This window comes from Bacillus sp. CH_70, assembly GCF_038007045.1.
Taxonomy (GTDB): Bacteria; Bacillota; Bacilli; order Bacillales; family Bacillaceae_G; genus Bacillus_A; species Bacillus_A cereus.
The window spans coordinates 2078924-2093749 of the sequence record NZ_JBBOWL010000001.1; the positions used below are offsets into that span (position 1 = coordinate 2078924).

Here is a 14826-nt window from a genome sequence, read left to right on the forward strand (position 1 = left end):
ATTCAAAGGAGTGATTGTAGATGAAGAAAGTAGATGTAAAAGAGTCAGCTGTAGGGAGAGAAATACGTATTCGTAAGCAGTGGAACGAACAAAGCATTTTTGAACAATCAATTCAGAATCGAGAAGGCGCGCAATCGTTTGTGTTTTATGAAGGACCACCAACGGCGAACGGTTTACCACACGTCGGCCATGCACTTGGTCGGGCAATTAAAGATTTAGTAGCAAGATATAAAACGATGGCTGGTTATAAAGTAGTAAGAAAAGCAGGATGGGATACACACGGTTTACCTGTAGAACTAGGTGTTGAGAAGCAACTTGGTATTTCTGGTAAACATGAGATCGAAGAATATGGTATTGAACCATTTATTCAAAAGTGTAAAGAGAGTGTTTTCACATATGAAAAGCAGTGGCGTGAATTCACTGAAAGTATTGGTTATTGGGTAGATATGGATGATCCATATGTAACTTTAGAGAATCCATATATCGAAAGTGTATGGCATATTTTGGGGACGATCCATGAAAAAGGATTGTTATATAAAGGACATAGAGTTTCACCATACTGCCCAAGCTGCCAAACCTCATTGAGCTCACATGAGGTTGCACAAGGGTATAAAACAGTAAAAGATTTAAGTGCAACAGTGAAGTTTAAAGTGAAAGATAGTGAAAATGAGTATTTCTTAGGCTGGACAACAACGCCTTGGACACTTCCAGCAAATGTTGCGCTTGCTGTACATCCAAATATGGAATATGTTAAAGCAAAACAAGAAAGTCATGTATACATTGTTGCGAAAGAACGTGTACAAGAAGTATTAAAAGAAAACTATGAAGTATTATCTGTTCATAAAGGCGAAGAATTATTAAACACATCTTATACAGCGCCATTTCCGATGAAAGAAGTTACAAATGGTTACCGCGTTATCGCAGCAGATTTTGTAACGGCAGATAGTGGTACAGGACTTGTTCATATTGCTCCAGCATATGGAGAGGACGATTATAGAGTTGTTCAAAGTGAAGGATTGTCATTCTTGCACGTTGTAGATGAAAAAGGTGAGTATACAGAAGCGGTACCATTTTTGAAAGGTAAATTTGTAAAAGATTGTGACGTTGACATTGTTCGTTATTTAGCGAAAGAAGGTTTGCTATATCATAAAGAAAAATATGAACATAGCTACCCACATTGCTGGCGTTGTGATTCACCACTACTTTATTATGCAGGAGAAAGTTGGTTAATCCGAACAACTGCAATTAAAGATACATTTTTACAAAATAATGATTCAGTTACTTGGTATCCGGATCATATGAAACATGGACGATTTGGTAAGTTTTTAGAAAATATGGTGGACTGGAATATTAGCCGAAATAGATATTGGGGAACGCCATTAAACGTGTGGGAATGTGAAAGTTGTGATCATCAGTTTGCGCCGAAAAGCATTGCCGAATTAAGAAAGCATAGTACGAAAGAAACACCGGAAGATTTAGAATTGCATAAGCCTTATGTAGATGAAGTTCAAGTCCGCTGCGAAAAATGCGGAGGCACAATGAATCGTACACCAGAAGTAATTGATGTTTGGTTTGATAGTGGTTCCATGCCATTTGCACAATATCATTACCCATTTGAAAATAAAGAGTTATTTGAAGAGCAGTTTCCAGCTGATGTTATTGCAGAAGGAATTGATCAAACACGCGGCTGGTTTTATAGTTTATTAGCAGTCTCAGCACTGTATACAGGAAAAGTACCGTATAAACGAGTGTTATCACTAGGGCATGTTTTAGATGAAGAAGGTCAGAAAATGTCTAAAAGTAAAGGGAATGCACTAGATCCAGTTGATTTAGTAGATAAGTTTGGTGCAGATGCGCTAAGATGGGCTTTACTTGTTGATAGTGCTCCGTGGAATGCGAAGCGTTTTTCTGAAAGAACCGTACTGGAAGCGAAATCTAAATTTGTAGATACATTAGTCAATGTGTATAGCTTCTACGTTTTATATGCGAATTTAGATGAGTATAACCCGAAAGAAATGTATGATGTAAAGCGTACGAAATTAGACGAATGGGTATTATCAAGATTGCATAGTACAACGAAAAAAGTGAGAACAGCACTTGATGATTATCAATTTACGAATGCAGCTCGTGAAATTGCAGCACTTGTAGATGAAGTGAGTAACTGGTATGTAAGACGCTCACGTAATCGTTTCTGGGAATCTGGTATGAACGCTGAAAAAGCTGCTGCGTATGAGACACTTCATGAAGTACTTGTAACAATTAGTAAATTAATTGCACCATTCACACCGTTTGTCGCGGAAGACATTCATCTTAATTTAGAAGGAAGTAGCGTTCATTTAGCTGATTATCCAGTTGTAAATGAATCACTACTTCAGCCGAAATTAGAAGCGGAAATGGATGCTGTTTTACAAGTTGTTGAACTTGGAAGAAGTAACCGTAATCAGCATTCTTTAAAAGTAAAACAGCCGCTAGCAGAACTTGTATTACTTGAGCATAACGAGAATGATATGGATTGGGAATCTTATCGTGATATCGTTATGGATGAGTTAAATGTAAAAGCGTTCCATGTTGAACTTGATGAAACAAAATACACATCATATCAATTGAAGCTCAATTTTAAAACAGCAGGGCCGAAATTCGGTAAAAATGTGAATGCAGTGAATGGTTGGCTAAAAAAATTATCACAAGAAGAAGTACAAAACTTTGTATCAACAGAAAGAGCAGTTTACGAAGCAACACCAGGAGAAGAAGTAGTTGTAACTGCTGAAGATGTGTTAGTTGAAAAAGTTGCAAAATCAGGATTCTCTAATACGACTAACGGACAATATACAGTTATGTTAGATACGAATGTAACGGAAGAATTGTTACAAGAAGGAGTAGCGCGTGAATTCATTCGTGCGGTTCAAGAATATCGTAAACAGTTGAATTTACCAGTTAATTTACGAGTCAATGTTATTCTCGATACAGAAGAAGAACTACAACGAACGTTAACGAACCATAAAGATTTATTGGAAGAAAACTTACTCGTTAAACAATTTACATTTGGTCACTTAACGAACGAAGATGATGAACTTTCTTTAGGTGAAACAAAACTTAGAATTAAATTAAGTGCAGCTAATTAAAGAAAAAAGGAAGTTGGAATGATTCCAACTTCCTTTTTCGTATGGAGGTAAATTAACTAGCTAATTTCCTCATAATCCATTCGATAGGTCCTCTAGAAAATTTCTTTCTCCATAATACGCTAAACAAAATACTGAAAATGAAAAATACAGTAGCAAATAATAAAACGAAAAGTAGTGTTTGATGTTCCATTCTATTGAATAGAATTAATGTCCCAATCCCGATAAATACATGACTTACATAATAAGTTAATGTTAATTGACCTGTTTGTATAATGGAAGTAACAAACCAATTATTTTCATATTTTTCAGTGATATAGAGGCAAAGTATTAATATAGCAATAGCAGATCCTGTTGCAGATAAAATGTACAATACATTTGGTAAAATGGGTCCTGTATTAAACAAAAATGTAGCAGTTGCTTTGCTAATGTGTGGAATGAAGTAGTACGTGAGCCCTTTTGATAAAAGTTCTATCAGTATGGTGAATGTAATACCGAGCAAGAGCAACCTATCTCTAATCTTTTTATTATGAAGATCTAATCTGCCAATTATCATACCGATTAAGAAGAATGAAAACCATGGGAAAAAAGGGTGATAACCATTAAAGAATAAATTGCGAAGAAAACCGTTAACTGTCCAGAAGTCTACATAGTTTATAAATGGAGTAGGGCCTCCCCAACCTTCGAAAGCATTGAAAATAAGCTGAAGAGATTGTGCCAAGAGTAGGATAATAATAGATAAGAAGAGTAATGCTTTTTTTCGGACTGTAATGAGTAAGGCAGCAACGAAAAGGTAAACACCATAGTAGTGTAATATATCCCCAGTCCACTCCATTACGTATAAAAGTAATCCTAAAATAAATAAGAATAGTGCCCGTTTCCATATGATCTTTCGGCTATTAGAAATTTTTATTTTTTCATTTCTAGCAACAGAGGATCTAGTCATTAAAGATATGCCAATTCCAGCAAGTATAACAAACAAGGCAGAAGCTCTACCTTCAAAAAGTGACATGAAGGTTATTAAAAATGGGGGACCATTTCCTTCTGCACCTGTTATAACCATAAAATTAACAAGCAGCATACCAAACATCGCCAAAGCTCTAGCAAAGTCTAAGCCGATAATTCGTTTTTTAGTATTCAATTCAATCCCTTCTTTCAAAAATACTGTTTACAGCTTCCATCCATATTTGTCTATAATCTATATCCACATGTAACATCATAAAATTCCCGACATTATCAAGCACTAATGCTAACATATGAGCTTTTGAAACTAGATTTTTATTTTCAATCAATTGAAGCTCATTTGCTTTTGTAAGGAGGGATTCAAATCCTTGTAAATATTCTGTTTGCACAGTTAGTAATCGATCTTTGTACATATCATTTCTTGAAGATAGTAATACATATTCTTGCAACACACGATTAAAATAAGGATCGTTCTGCTGTTCATCAATTATTTTGAATCCAATTTCAATGCATTTCTCAATAAAATTTTCTTTCGTAAACTCTTCTGTATGGAAGAAGGAAGAAAACTGCATCGCAGCACATAATTCTGTGAAAATACATTCGATTAATGCATCTTTAGATTTAAAGTAATAATAAATGGACGGTTTAGCAATTCCGACTTCTTCAGCAATCATTGAATAAGTCGTTTTGGTAATACCATGTCCGGCAAACAGTCGATAGCTTGCTTCCATAATTGAAGAGAGTGTTTCTTCACTTTTGCTCATAATAAAGCCTCCTAAAAAAAGGTTATATAAATCGTATCATTCATTAATATTTTTTTCAACCTATCGTTAGGTAAAAAGTAGCCTATTTTTTACAAAGTCATTTAAAAAGTTTAAGAGTTAAGGGATTGCTTTAGAAATATATTTCTAAAGTATTGTGTTCAATTTACACATAAATATTGAGAAAATTTCACTTACCCTAAATGAAAAGGTAATAGAAGTGTTTATAGAGAATTACTCGTAGATTCAATTTTTATCCCCCCATTTTGTGGGGAATGATTGCCTAGTGGTAATGGGATAAGGTTGAGCTACTTTATTAGGGGGAGTGGTTCTATGTTTAATAAAAAAATGGTGGCAATGGCAATGACTGTGCCGTTAGTAATGGGGACAATTTCTACGGTTTCGGCATTGGAAAAACAACAGCAAGTAAAGTTAGAAGCTTATTCGCCACAGAAAAAAGCAACTGAATATTTAAAAGAAAATGCTGCGCAGTATGGATTGAAAACAGACCTTTCAGACTTGCAATATATTTCTACAACAGAAACGTCAGTAGCTTCATATGTTAGGTTCCAACAAGTTGTTAACGGTGCGCCTGTATTCTCAAAACAAATTACAGTTACTCTTAACGGAGAAGGAAAGGGAGTACTCGCTGTTTCTGATTATCAGCCTGTTACAGGTGTGAAGGAAGTAACGACAAAAATTAGTGAAAAAGATGCAATACAAAAATCAATGGCGTATGTTGGAGAAGCAAGTGAGCAAAATTTATGGGCTCCTACAGATAAAGAGTTCGGATATATTGTTGAAGAAGGAATTGCTCGTCCAGTATATAAAGTTGTAGTCCATTCTAATAATCCATTTGGTGCATGGGAAACATTTATTGATGCAGAAAATGGAAAGTTAATTAAAAAGGTTGATATAAACCGAAAAGCTGAAGGGTCAGGAAAAGTATTTTTACCTAACCCAGTCGTATCTAGCGGTAGTAAAGTAGGCTTAAAAGATAATAACGATGTAGATTCAACAGCTCTAACGAACCAACTGAAAACTGTTACGTTAAAAGGTTTAGATGGAACAGGATTTTTAATTGGAGAATATGTAACGATTTCTTCAAAAGCGAAAACAAAATCTACGAATTTACAATTTAACTATACACGCGCAAATGATAGCTTTGAAGATGTTATGTCGTACTATCATATCGACACATTGCAACGTTACATTCAAAGTCTAGGTTTTAAAAATATTAATAACCGTTCGATAAAAGTGAATGTTAATGGTACAACTGATGATAACTCATTCTATTCTCCATCAACAAAAGCTTTAACTTTCGGTACTGGCGGTGTTGATGATGCAGAAGATGCTGGTATTATCGCACATGAATATGGGCATTCGATTCAAGATAACCAAGTTCCTGGCTTTGGTAGTTCAGCAGAAGGTGGAGCGATGGGAGAAGGATTTGGCGACTTCTTAGGTGCTACATATGAAGATGCAGTATCGACTACTGGATATGGTAAAGCATGTGTTGGAGAATGGGATGCGACAGCTTATTCTAGTTCAGATCCAACATGCTTACGCCGATTAGATACGAATAAAGTATATCCGAAAGATATAACGAATGAAGTGCATGATGATGGTGAAATTTGGGCTCAAGGTCAATACGAAATGGCACAAGCTTTTGGCCGTGATGTAGCAACGAAAATCATTTTACAATCACACTGGTCATTAACACCAAACTCTAAATTCAGTGATGGAGCAAAAGCGATTAAGCAAGCGGATGCTCTTTTATATGGCGGACAACATGCTGCTGATATCGATCGCATTTGGGCAGCGAGAGGCATTAGTACGAATTAATATAAAAAGTCGTGGCATTAAGCCACGACTTTTTAATTTGCTTACGAACTGGTACTAGTAAATAAAGCTATATCAATGTTAGTGTGAATATATCCGGATCCCATTTACTTTTTAGCTTCTTTAAAAACAAAATGCTCTTTAAATTTTCTAGATTCAACTTTTTGACCATTTCGCATCGATCGGAATGGGTGTTCTTGCCATGTAATAATCACATCAACCTCATCCGCTTTTGTAGCAACAGGTAAATTAGCGTGTTCAAATCCAGTTTTTCCACTTGCTAAACGACTTTCCTTTAGGGAAAAGAGTTCATATTTCGTTTTCTTATTTGGTTCGTTGCGGAATACTTCGACGTTTACGTTATATACCTCTCTATTCCCAACATTCTTTACTGAAAAATGATATGTTTGAAATTCATCTTTTTTAGCTTGAAGCATATTCTTGTTTGTTTTTTTCGGTTTATCAATATTCACTTGCCATTGATCAGAGTTTTGAGAGATTGGTAAAGATTTTGGTGAATAGGCGTATGTTTCGTTTACTACAATTAGGCAAAACAATAGGAGAAAGAAACTAATTGCTTTTTGCATATACACACCTCGCTATAAAATTTTTTATTAATATGCGTAAATGAATTGGGTTTTATGTAAAAAATGGAAAAGGGTGACGATTTGATTCAACTACAATTAAATAAATTGGAAGAGATAGTAAATGGTGAAGGATTACAAGAATCATTTCATTATATAGAGATGCAAGGCGTCTGTATTGACTCTAAAAAAATTACGAAAGGGAATTTGTTTGTTCCGATTATTAGGGTGAAAGATGGACACGATTATGTAAAAGAAGCGATGGAAAAAAGGTGCGGCTGCTTCTTTATGGAAAAAGTCTTACGGTGATCCTCCAAAAGGAATCCCGATTATTTTTGTAGATGACACATTACTTGCACTGCAAAAAATAGCGCGATATTACCGAAAGACAAGTAATGTGAAAGTTATCGGAATTACTGGTAGTAATGGAAAGACAATGGTAAAAGATATAATAAGCACGATATTAAGTACAACTTATCGTGTGCATAAAACGAAGGGAAATTTAAATAGTCAAATTGGTTTACCACTAACGATTTTAGAAATGAAACAGGATACAGAGTTGTTAATACTTGAAATGGGAATGAGCGAAACGGGACAAATTCGAAACTTAGCACAAATAGCACAGCCAGATGTAGCGATCATTACAATGATTGGACAGTCACACTTAGAAACGCTTGGATCAAGAGAAGAGATTGCGAAGGCTAAATTTGAAATTGTAGACGGATTAAATGACGGTGGACTGTTCTTATATAATGGTGATGAGCCATTACTTTCTCAAAATATTAATATGCTAGGTATAGAAAGTAAGTCGTTTGGTGGAAAGTATACAAATGATTTGTTTCCAACGAACGTACAATTAGATGAATATGGTGTTCATTTTAAATTAAATCATTCAAAAATACAGTACGATGTTCCCTTACATGGAAAACATAATATTTTTAATACGATTGTCGGAATCGCTGTAGGTCAATTTTACAAAGTCCCTATAGAAAAAATACAAGAAGCATTGCAGCAAATAAACATTACACAAATGCGCTTTCAGTTTTTAACCGCTAAAACAGGTTTTACAATTATTAACGATGCATGGAATGCCAGTCCTTCCTCCATGAAGGCTGCAATTGAAACGTTGCAGAAATTAAATGCCTATATGAAAAAAATTATAGTGATTGGGGATATGTTGGAGTTAGGCAAGAAAGCTGAAACATATCATAGAGAAATTGGTAAAATGTTAAATGAGGAGAGCATTCAATATGTATTTACGTATGGAGAGTTAGCCAAAATTGTAGCGGAAGAAGCAAGAAAGAACTATCATACAGGAAAAATAAAGTCATTTGATAATAAAGCCAAAATAGCAGAGGAAGTATTGAAAGTTATAGCGAAAAAAGATGTTGTTTTACTGAAAGGTTCACGTGGAATGGCTTTAGAGGAGATTGTACAAAACTGGATGTGAAAAATCAAAATATATTTAAAAGTGCTTGCATTTTATAGGATAAAGAGTTAGAATACTCTGTAAATATAAAAAGTGATGATTAGGAAAAGTACATGGTGCAAAGGTCTACAGAGAGCAGCCGGTTGCTGGGAAGGTTGCGATACCGCATGATGGAAAGACACCTGTGAGCGTTGCTTTGAACGTGATTGTTAGTAAAAGCAAACGGTACCTACCGTTATCAGGGCTAAGATGGTCAGTATGACAATTTGGGTGGTACCGCGGAAAAAAATCCGTCCCTATTTATAGGGGCGGATTTTTGTATTCTTTGAAAGGGGGTGAGTGACCGTGGATGATGACGATGACAACAATAACGTAAATAAATATAAAATTACTGGAGGGAAAAATAATGGATTCAATAATGAAGCGTTCACTCACAAAAGAATGTACAAAGCAAAGTGGAAAGGTTGTATTACTTCAAGGATGGGTAAAAAAAATTCGGCACCTTGGAAATGTTAGTTTTTTATTATTACGGGACAGAACAGGAGTAATTCAATGTGTATTAGAAAATGAATTGGCCGGATATAAAGTTGATGTAGAAAGTGTTGTCCATGTAATCGGTGAGATAGTCGAGACGTCGAAAACGGAATTGGGTGTTGAAGTACTTGCTCATGAAGTGAAAGTAATAAACGGTGCAGAGCCACTTCCATTTGAAATAAATAAAAAGAAGTTACAAGTTGGCTTAGATCAACTACTTAATGAGCGGGTAATATCATTAAGGCATGAGCGAACTGCAGCGATTTTTAAAGTGAAATCTACACTCGTTCAGAGCTTTAGTGAATTTCTAATAGAGAACGATTTCACACGTATATTTACTCCGAAAATTGTTTCACAAGGGGCAGAAGGAGGAGCAAATGTTTTTAAGCTTCCATACTTCCAAAAAGAAGCTTATTTAGCACAATCACCACAGTTCTACAAACAAATGATGGTAGCGGGTGGACTAGAACGAGTTTTTGAAATTGCACCTGTATATAGAGCGGAACATCATAACTCTTCCCGTCATTTGAATGAATATATCTCGTTAGACGTAGAACTTGGATTTATTCATGATTTTTATGAAGTGATGCAACTAGAAACGGATGTTTTACGATATATATTTCAACAAGTAGCGAAAAAATGTGAAATAGAACTACAACTATTACAAATAGAAGTACCTGTTATTACTGAAATACCTAAAATTACATTGTTAGAAGCACAAGAAATTTTGAAAAGTAAGTATCGTAAAGAATCTCCTGTAGGGGATTTAGATACAGAAGGTGAAAAGTTACTAGGGAAATATGTAAAGGAAACATATAATAGTGAATTTGTTTTCATTACACATTATCCGAAAGAAGCGAGACCGATGTATACGATGCAAAATAAAGAGAATCCAGCTATTACTGATTCATTCGACTTATTATATAAAGGGTTAGAAATAACGTCAGGGGCACAGCGAATTCATAATTATGAAATGTTACTCGCTTCGTTTAAAGAAAAAGGATTGCACCCAGAGAAATTTCAATCTTATTTAAATACATTCCGATACGGTTGTCCCCCGCATGGAGGTTTCGGAATTGGGTTAGAAAGGATTGTATATAAACTATTAGAATTAACAAATGTACGAGAGGCGAGTGCTTTTCCGAGAGATTGTACTCGTCTTATACCGTAAAAAGAATCTTCGCGACTATCGCGAAGATTCTTTTTTTATAGTTCGTTTGAAAAGGTGAAAATATAGACTCTTTCTTTTGCTAATAAGCTTAGTGAAAGTGAGTTATCAATATGAACCATTTCGACAAAAAAATCAATATATCCCTTGACAGTTACAAATATAACCGATATACTTCATATTAATTTCAAAAGAAAATATATTCTAAATATTAAAATGTGTTGAATAGGAGTAGTAAGGTCATGTATTTGTACAGAGAGCTATGGGTTGGTGCGACATAGTCAAATAACATCCTGAACTCGCCTAGGAGCAGTAAGGTGGAACGGAATCACATTCTTAGTAAATCTTAACGGTTAACCTTCGATATTAGGTTTGTAATCAAACGATTACTACTAAGGTGGATTCATAATGGAATCAATAAGGGTGGTACCGCGTTAAGTAAATGGCTTAGCGTCTCTTTATATAGAGACGTTGAGCCATTTTTTAATTTTATGGAAATAGAAATGGAGGGTTTATTCGGATTGGTCTATAAAATTTAATTATTTATATAAAATGATTTTATTAGGAGGAAAATGAGATGAAACAGACGGAGCAATGGACTTCGAAATTAGGTTTTATAATGGCAGCAGCCGGATCAGCAATTGGACTTGGTGCCATATGGAAGTTTCCTTATATCGCTGGGAAAAGCGGGGGAGGAGCATTCTTTTTAATCTTTATATTATTTACTGTATTAATTGGGCTACCGCTACTTATAGCTGAATTTATGATTGGTCGCAGTACACAGAAACAAGCGGTTGGAGCATTTAAAAGTATCGCGCCAAATACAGGATGGCACTGGATTGGACGACTTGGCGTTGGAACATGTTTTATACTACTTTCGTTTTATAGCGTTGTAGGTGGATGGGTGTTAATTTATTTATTCAGAGGAGTAACGGGACAACTTATTACTCCGGGACAAAATTACGGAGCATTATTTACTGAAACAATTGGAAATCCCACTTGGGCGATTATAGGACATTTCGCTTTTATGTTCATTACGATATGGGTTGTATCAAAAGGTGTACAAAATGGAATTGAAAAAGCAAGTAAATATATGTTGCCAGCATTGTTCGTTTTATTTGTCGCTCTTATTATTCGTTCGTTAACACTTGATGATGCAATGAAAGGTGTGAAGTTTTTCTTACAACCAGATTTCTCAAAGATTACTTCGGAAAGTATTTTGTTCGCAATGGGGCAATCATTCTTTGCAATTAGTATCGGGATTTCAATTATGGTTACGTATAGTTCCTATTTAAATAAAAAAGAAAGTTTACCAAAATCAGCAATAACAATTGTTGGATTGAATTTATTTGTTTCTTTATTTGCGGGTCTTGCCATTTTTCCGGCCGTATTTTCATTAGGAATGGAGCCGACAGAAGGACCTGGATTACTATTTATCGTATTACCATCTGTATTTAGTCAAATTCCATTCGGTGGATTTTTCTTAACAGTATTTCTTGCACTATTTACATTTGCGACATTAACATCGGCATTTTCTCTGCTAGAGACAGTTGTTTCAGCATTAGCAAATGGTGAACAAGAAAGAAGAACGAAACTATCATGGATGATTGGTTTCGGTATTTTCTTAGTAGGTATACCATCTGCGTTATCATTTGGAGTATGGAGTGATATTACGATTTTTGGAAAGAATATTTTTGATGCAGTAGACTTTTTATCTAGTAATATATTAATGCCGCTTGGTGCACTATTTATTAGTATTTTCGTTTCATTCAAAATGGAGAAAAAGGTACTAGAAGCAGAGTTTTTTGTAGGTGGAAATTATGGAAAGAAAGTATTTACTTGTTGGGCATTTTTACTTCGATTTGTAGCACCACTTGCAATAATTATCGTCTTCTTAAATGTAATAGGGATTATTTAACATTAAATGTTATAATATTCAGTAAAAAGAGAGGGTGATGATCATAAAGGCAAATTTGATAGAAGCAGGGAAATACATGAATATTAGAGGGAAAAAGCTATACGTTGAAACGCATGGAAATCCTAAAAATAAGCCAGTCTTATACTTGCATGGTGGTCCAGGAGAGAGTTGCTATGATTTTTCATTTCATCAAGCGGAACGTTTAAAAGATTCTCTATATGTAATTATGATAGATCAAAGAGGTGTTTGTCGTTCAGAAGTAATTTCAGAAGAACCTTTTGGACTAATTGATTTAGTTGAAGACGCTGAGGAACTAAGAAAAGCATTACAAATTGAAAAGTGGTCTGTAATTGGACATTCTTTCGGTGGATATGTAGCGTTGTTATATGCTTCGGCATATCCAAGTTCAATACAGAAAATAATATTTGAAGGACCAACTTTCGACTTTGCATTAACAAGTAGAGCTTTATTACAAAAAACAGGATATTTATTAAAAAAGCATGAAAAAGAAGAAGTAGCAAAAGAGTGCTTTGCTTATTCATCTAGCTATGCTAGTTCAGAAGAGTTGTTAGAAGCTTATATAAGATTAAGCGCTGAATTAGAAGAAAAAAGAATGGAGATTTACAATTTTAAGGAAGATGAAACAGACTATAGTTTATATAGCGATGAAGAGTGGGAAGTATTTTCAAATCGCTCTCAAATTCATTTTGATAGATTAAAATTAGAGGGTGCATGTCATAAATCATTATTATATAAAATAAAAGAAGTACAGAATCCAATGTTATTAATTGTAGGAAAACATGATGTAGTAACGTGTGAAGAACAAATTAAAACATTTAATAAAGATGCCCGAAACGGCAAGTATATCGTATTTGAAGAGAGCGGTCATTCACCTCATTATGAGGAAGCAGATAGGTTTGCAGAAACAGTCATACATTTTTTGAAATGAAGAAAAGGGTGCTTCTATAAATGAGAGGCACCCTTTCTATATTTCTGGATATGTGATTGTGATGTTAGGCCACTTACTTTGCCAATTCTTTTTTATAACTCTGTTTTTGTACATATGTAATCGTTCTTTCGATTCAAGAAAATGAGCTGTTGGTCTCACTTGTAAGGAAAGGACATCTTCAATACCACATGGGGCTGTTAATATGACGTTGTTTAGTTCATCAAGTGTAACTCCTAAAGCTGTTGCTGTTTCAGGAAATTTAGAAATAGCATCAACAGAAGAAGAATATGGCGGCATGCTATTCATTACATGCATACGAGCTTGATTTTTTACTGACCAAGGGATAGTGGCATCCATATTCATTAGTTTCGTTTCTAATAACTTTTCATATGTTTCGTCTTGATGTAGACAATCGTAATAAATAACATCTACATCAGGCGTATCTGTTCTTATTTCGTAGTCATGTAAAGTATCCCAAATTTTAGAACGAACAAAGCCGGCACAAACCCACCAATCAGGTAGCTCTAGTGATTTTGCCATTTGTAATACATTCATCATCCATTCGTCGTTTTCTATTAAGCGAATGATATCTTGTTCTGTTTGTATAGTCATTTGTTATCTCACCTGCTTTTTTTTAGAGAGTAAATTTAATTCATAAGCTTTATAATCCATGTGATCCAGTAAGCACCTGGTATGAATAACAGTTGAGCTAGTAATGTACCAAAAAGTCTAGAAATCATTAGCCAAGCATACATTTTACTCATTGCTTCAGCACCTTCTTCTGATTGAAGAGCTCGCTCTGTTAAAAGAGCAATACGTGGATCTAGTAGCACTGTTAATAAAATAGTAGCAAAACCATTAATAAGACCAGAAGCTGTAGTGGCTTTTGTTGCGAAAGCTGGAATTAAAAAAGAAGCATATAGTGCGGAAAGAACTCCCGCTGTATAAATTGCAGTAGCGAACATGTTAATAAGCATTATACGCTTTGGAATACCGCCGATACGCAGTCTATGAATCATTTCTAACTTTGGAAAGCGGACATATTTTTTTGTGTACTTTAATTTTTGAATGTTATTCGTTTTCATCATTCGAATGAAAGAACCGTCTGTTTCAAAGTTTTGAATGACATATCCAAATAGTTTTGTCAAAGTTGGATACAGTATAATCGCAAGCAATGTACCGATAGAAGCAGATAATAGTACAAGACGTATAATATGCTCTAAATCAATAGAAGGATCTAGTTTTGCTTCGTCCACAATCCCGCCAAGTAAAAAGGCTTGTAGTAAGTTTGACGTTCTTGAAATGAGTAATACGATTCCTACGACGGATAATGCGACAGCAATCTTCTTTAAACGAACCCCCGCTAATCGAATACTATAAGAGCTTGTTTCAACTGCGTGGATTACAATTGTGAAAGCCATTATAAAAATTAACGTAATTGACATTTGTTTCACCAGTTTCTATTAAAATAATTGTAACTTTTTTACTTTATCATATCTATCGTATTTTGTAACTGAAAGTATGTGACATATGGAAATTGATTTTTCGAAAAAATAGAT

10 protein-coding genes, 1 pseudogene and 2 other annotated features are annotated in these 14826 nt (G+C 34.7%); of the genes and pseudogenes, 6 read left to right on the forward strand and 5 right to left on the reverse strand.

Annotated elements, in window-relative coordinates:
• Positions 1 to 20 precede the first annotated feature (20 nt).
• Complete coding sequence (gene ileS, locus N2V79_RS10705) at positions 21 to 3122, forward strand: isoleucine--tRNA ligase (RefSeq protein ID WP_340719841.1); 3102 nt, start codon at positions 21 to 23, stop codon at positions 3120 to 3122.
• A gap of 52 nt (positions 3123 to 3174) precedes the next feature.
• Here ileS and N2V79_RS10710 read toward each other — a convergent pair whose 3' ends face one another.
• On the reverse strand, positions 3175 to 4260 hold the full coding sequence (locus N2V79_RS10710) for a DUF418 domain-containing protein (protein WP_340719842.1): 1086 nt from the start codon (positions 4258 to 4260) through the stop codon (positions 3175 to 3177).
• Between the two features lies 1 nt (position 4261).
• The gene (locus N2V79_RS10715) at positions 4262 to 4846 is read right to left on the reverse strand and encodes a TetR/AcrR family transcriptional regulator (RefSeq protein WP_000045218.1); all 585 of its coding nucleotides are present in this window, start codon (positions 4844 to 4846) and stop codon (positions 4262 to 4264) included.
• 330 nt (positions 4847 to 5176) lie between these two features.
• On the opposite strand from N2V79_RS10715, the gene N2V79_RS10720 reads away from it, so the two are divergent.
• On the forward strand, positions 5177 to 6688 hold the full coding sequence (locus N2V79_RS10720; protein WP_340719843.1) for a M36 family metallopeptidase: 1512 nt from the start codon (positions 5177 to 5179) through the stop codon (positions 6686 to 6688).
• A 104-nt stretch (positions 6689 to 6792) separates the two neighbouring features.
• Here the strand turns inward: N2V79_RS10720 and N2V79_RS10725 are convergent, their stop codons facing one another.
• The gene (locus tag N2V79_RS10725) at positions 6793 to 7272 is read right to left on the reverse strand and encodes a hypothetical protein (protein WP_340719844.1); all 480 of its coding nucleotides are present in this window, start codon (positions 7270 to 7272) and stop codon (positions 6793 to 6795) included.
• Between the two features lie 63 nt (positions 7273 to 7335).
• On the opposite strand from N2V79_RS10725, the pseudogene N2V79_RS10730 reads away from it, so the two are divergent.
• The 4 genes and pseudogenes from N2V79_RS10730 (at position 7336) to N2V79_RS10745 (ending at position 13267) form a co-directional block, all read left to right on the forward strand.
• Positions 7336 to 8719, forward strand: a pseudogene (locus N2V79_RS10730) (UDP-N-acetylmuramoyl-tripeptide--D-alanyl-D-alanine ligase).
• A 66-nt stretch (positions 8720 to 8785) separates the two neighbouring features.
• Positions 8786 to 8999 (forward strand) — a binding site (T-box leader).
• Positions 9000 to 9104: 105 nt separating this feature from the next.
• Positions 9105 to 10403 carry an aspartate--tRNA(Asn) ligase gene (gene aspS, locus N2V79_RS10735; protein ID WP_000377342.1) on the forward strand — a complete coding sequence of 433 codons (1299 nt, stop codon included), beginning with the start codon at positions 9105 to 9107 and terminating at the stop codon, positions 10401 to 10403.
• Positions 10404 to 10612: 209 nt separating this feature from the next.
• Positions 10613 to 10861 (forward strand) — a binding site (T-box leader).
• A 116-nt stretch (positions 10862 to 10977) separates the two neighbouring features.
• Positions 10978 to 12318, forward strand: a complete 1341-nt coding sequence (locus N2V79_RS10740; RefSeq protein ID WP_340719846.1) for a sodium-dependent transporter — start codon at positions 10978 to 10980, stop codon at positions 12316 to 12318.
• A gap of 37 nt (positions 12319 to 12355) precedes the next feature.
• On the forward strand, positions 12356 to 13267 hold the full coding sequence (locus tag N2V79_RS10745) for an alpha/beta fold hydrolase (RefSeq protein ID WP_340719847.1): 912 nt from the start codon (positions 12356 to 12358) through the stop codon (positions 13265 to 13267).
• A 36-nt stretch (positions 13268 to 13303) separates the two neighbouring features.
• On the opposite strand, the gene N2V79_RS10750 is transcribed toward N2V79_RS10745, so the two are convergent.
• Together N2V79_RS10750 and N2V79_RS10755 are read right to left on the reverse strand one after the other, a co-directional pair.
• Positions 13304 to 13879: a nucleotidyltransferase family protein gene (locus N2V79_RS10750; protein ID WP_098680261.1), complete on the reverse strand. Its 576-nt coding sequence runs from the start codon at positions 13877 to 13879 to the stop codon at positions 13304 to 13306.
• Positions 13880 to 13914: 35 nt separating this feature from the next.
• The gene (locus N2V79_RS10755) at positions 13915 to 14712 is read right to left on the reverse strand and encodes a lipid II flippase Amj family protein (RefSeq protein WP_000028911.1); all 798 of its coding nucleotides are present in this window, start codon (positions 14710 to 14712) and stop codon (positions 13915 to 13917) included.
• Positions 14713 to 14826: the final 114 nt, after the last annotated feature.

Bases quoted from the DNA above. Each gene is read 5' to 3' on its own strand.
- ileS (WP_340719841.1), top strand. From the start codon at position 21: ATGAAGAAAGTAGATGTAAAAGAGTCAGCTGTAGGGAGAGAAATACGT.
- N2V79_RS10715 (WP_000045218.1), bottom strand. From the start codon at position 4,846: ATGAGCAAAAGTGAAGAAACACTCTCTTCAATTATGGAAGCAAGCTAT.
- N2V79_RS10720 (WP_340719843.1), top strand. From the start codon at position 5,177: ATGTTTAATAAAAAAATGGTGGCAATGGCAATGACTGTGCCGTTAGTA.
- N2V79_RS10725 (WP_340719844.1), bottom strand. From the start codon at position 7,272: ATGCAAAAAGCAATTAGTTTCTTTCTCCTATTGTTTTGCCTAATTGTA.
- aspS (WP_000377342.1), top strand. From the start codon at position 9,105: ATGGATTCAATAATGAAGCGTTCACTCACAAAAGAATGTACAAAGCAA.
- N2V79_RS10740 (WP_340719846.1), top strand. From the start codon at position 10,978: ATGAAACAGACGGAGCAATGGACTTCGAAATTAGGTTTTATAATGGCA.
- N2V79_RS10745 (WP_340719847.1), top strand. From the start codon at position 12,356: ATGATCATAAAGGCAAATTTGATAGAAGCAGGGAAATACATGAATATT.
- N2V79_RS10750 (WP_098680261.1), bottom strand. From the start codon at position 13,879: ATGACTATACAAACAGAACAAGATATCATTCGCTTAATAGAAAACGAC.
- N2V79_RS10755 (WP_000028911.1), bottom strand. From the start codon at position 14,712: ATGTCAATTACGTTAATTTTTATAATGGCTTTCACAATTGTAATCCAC.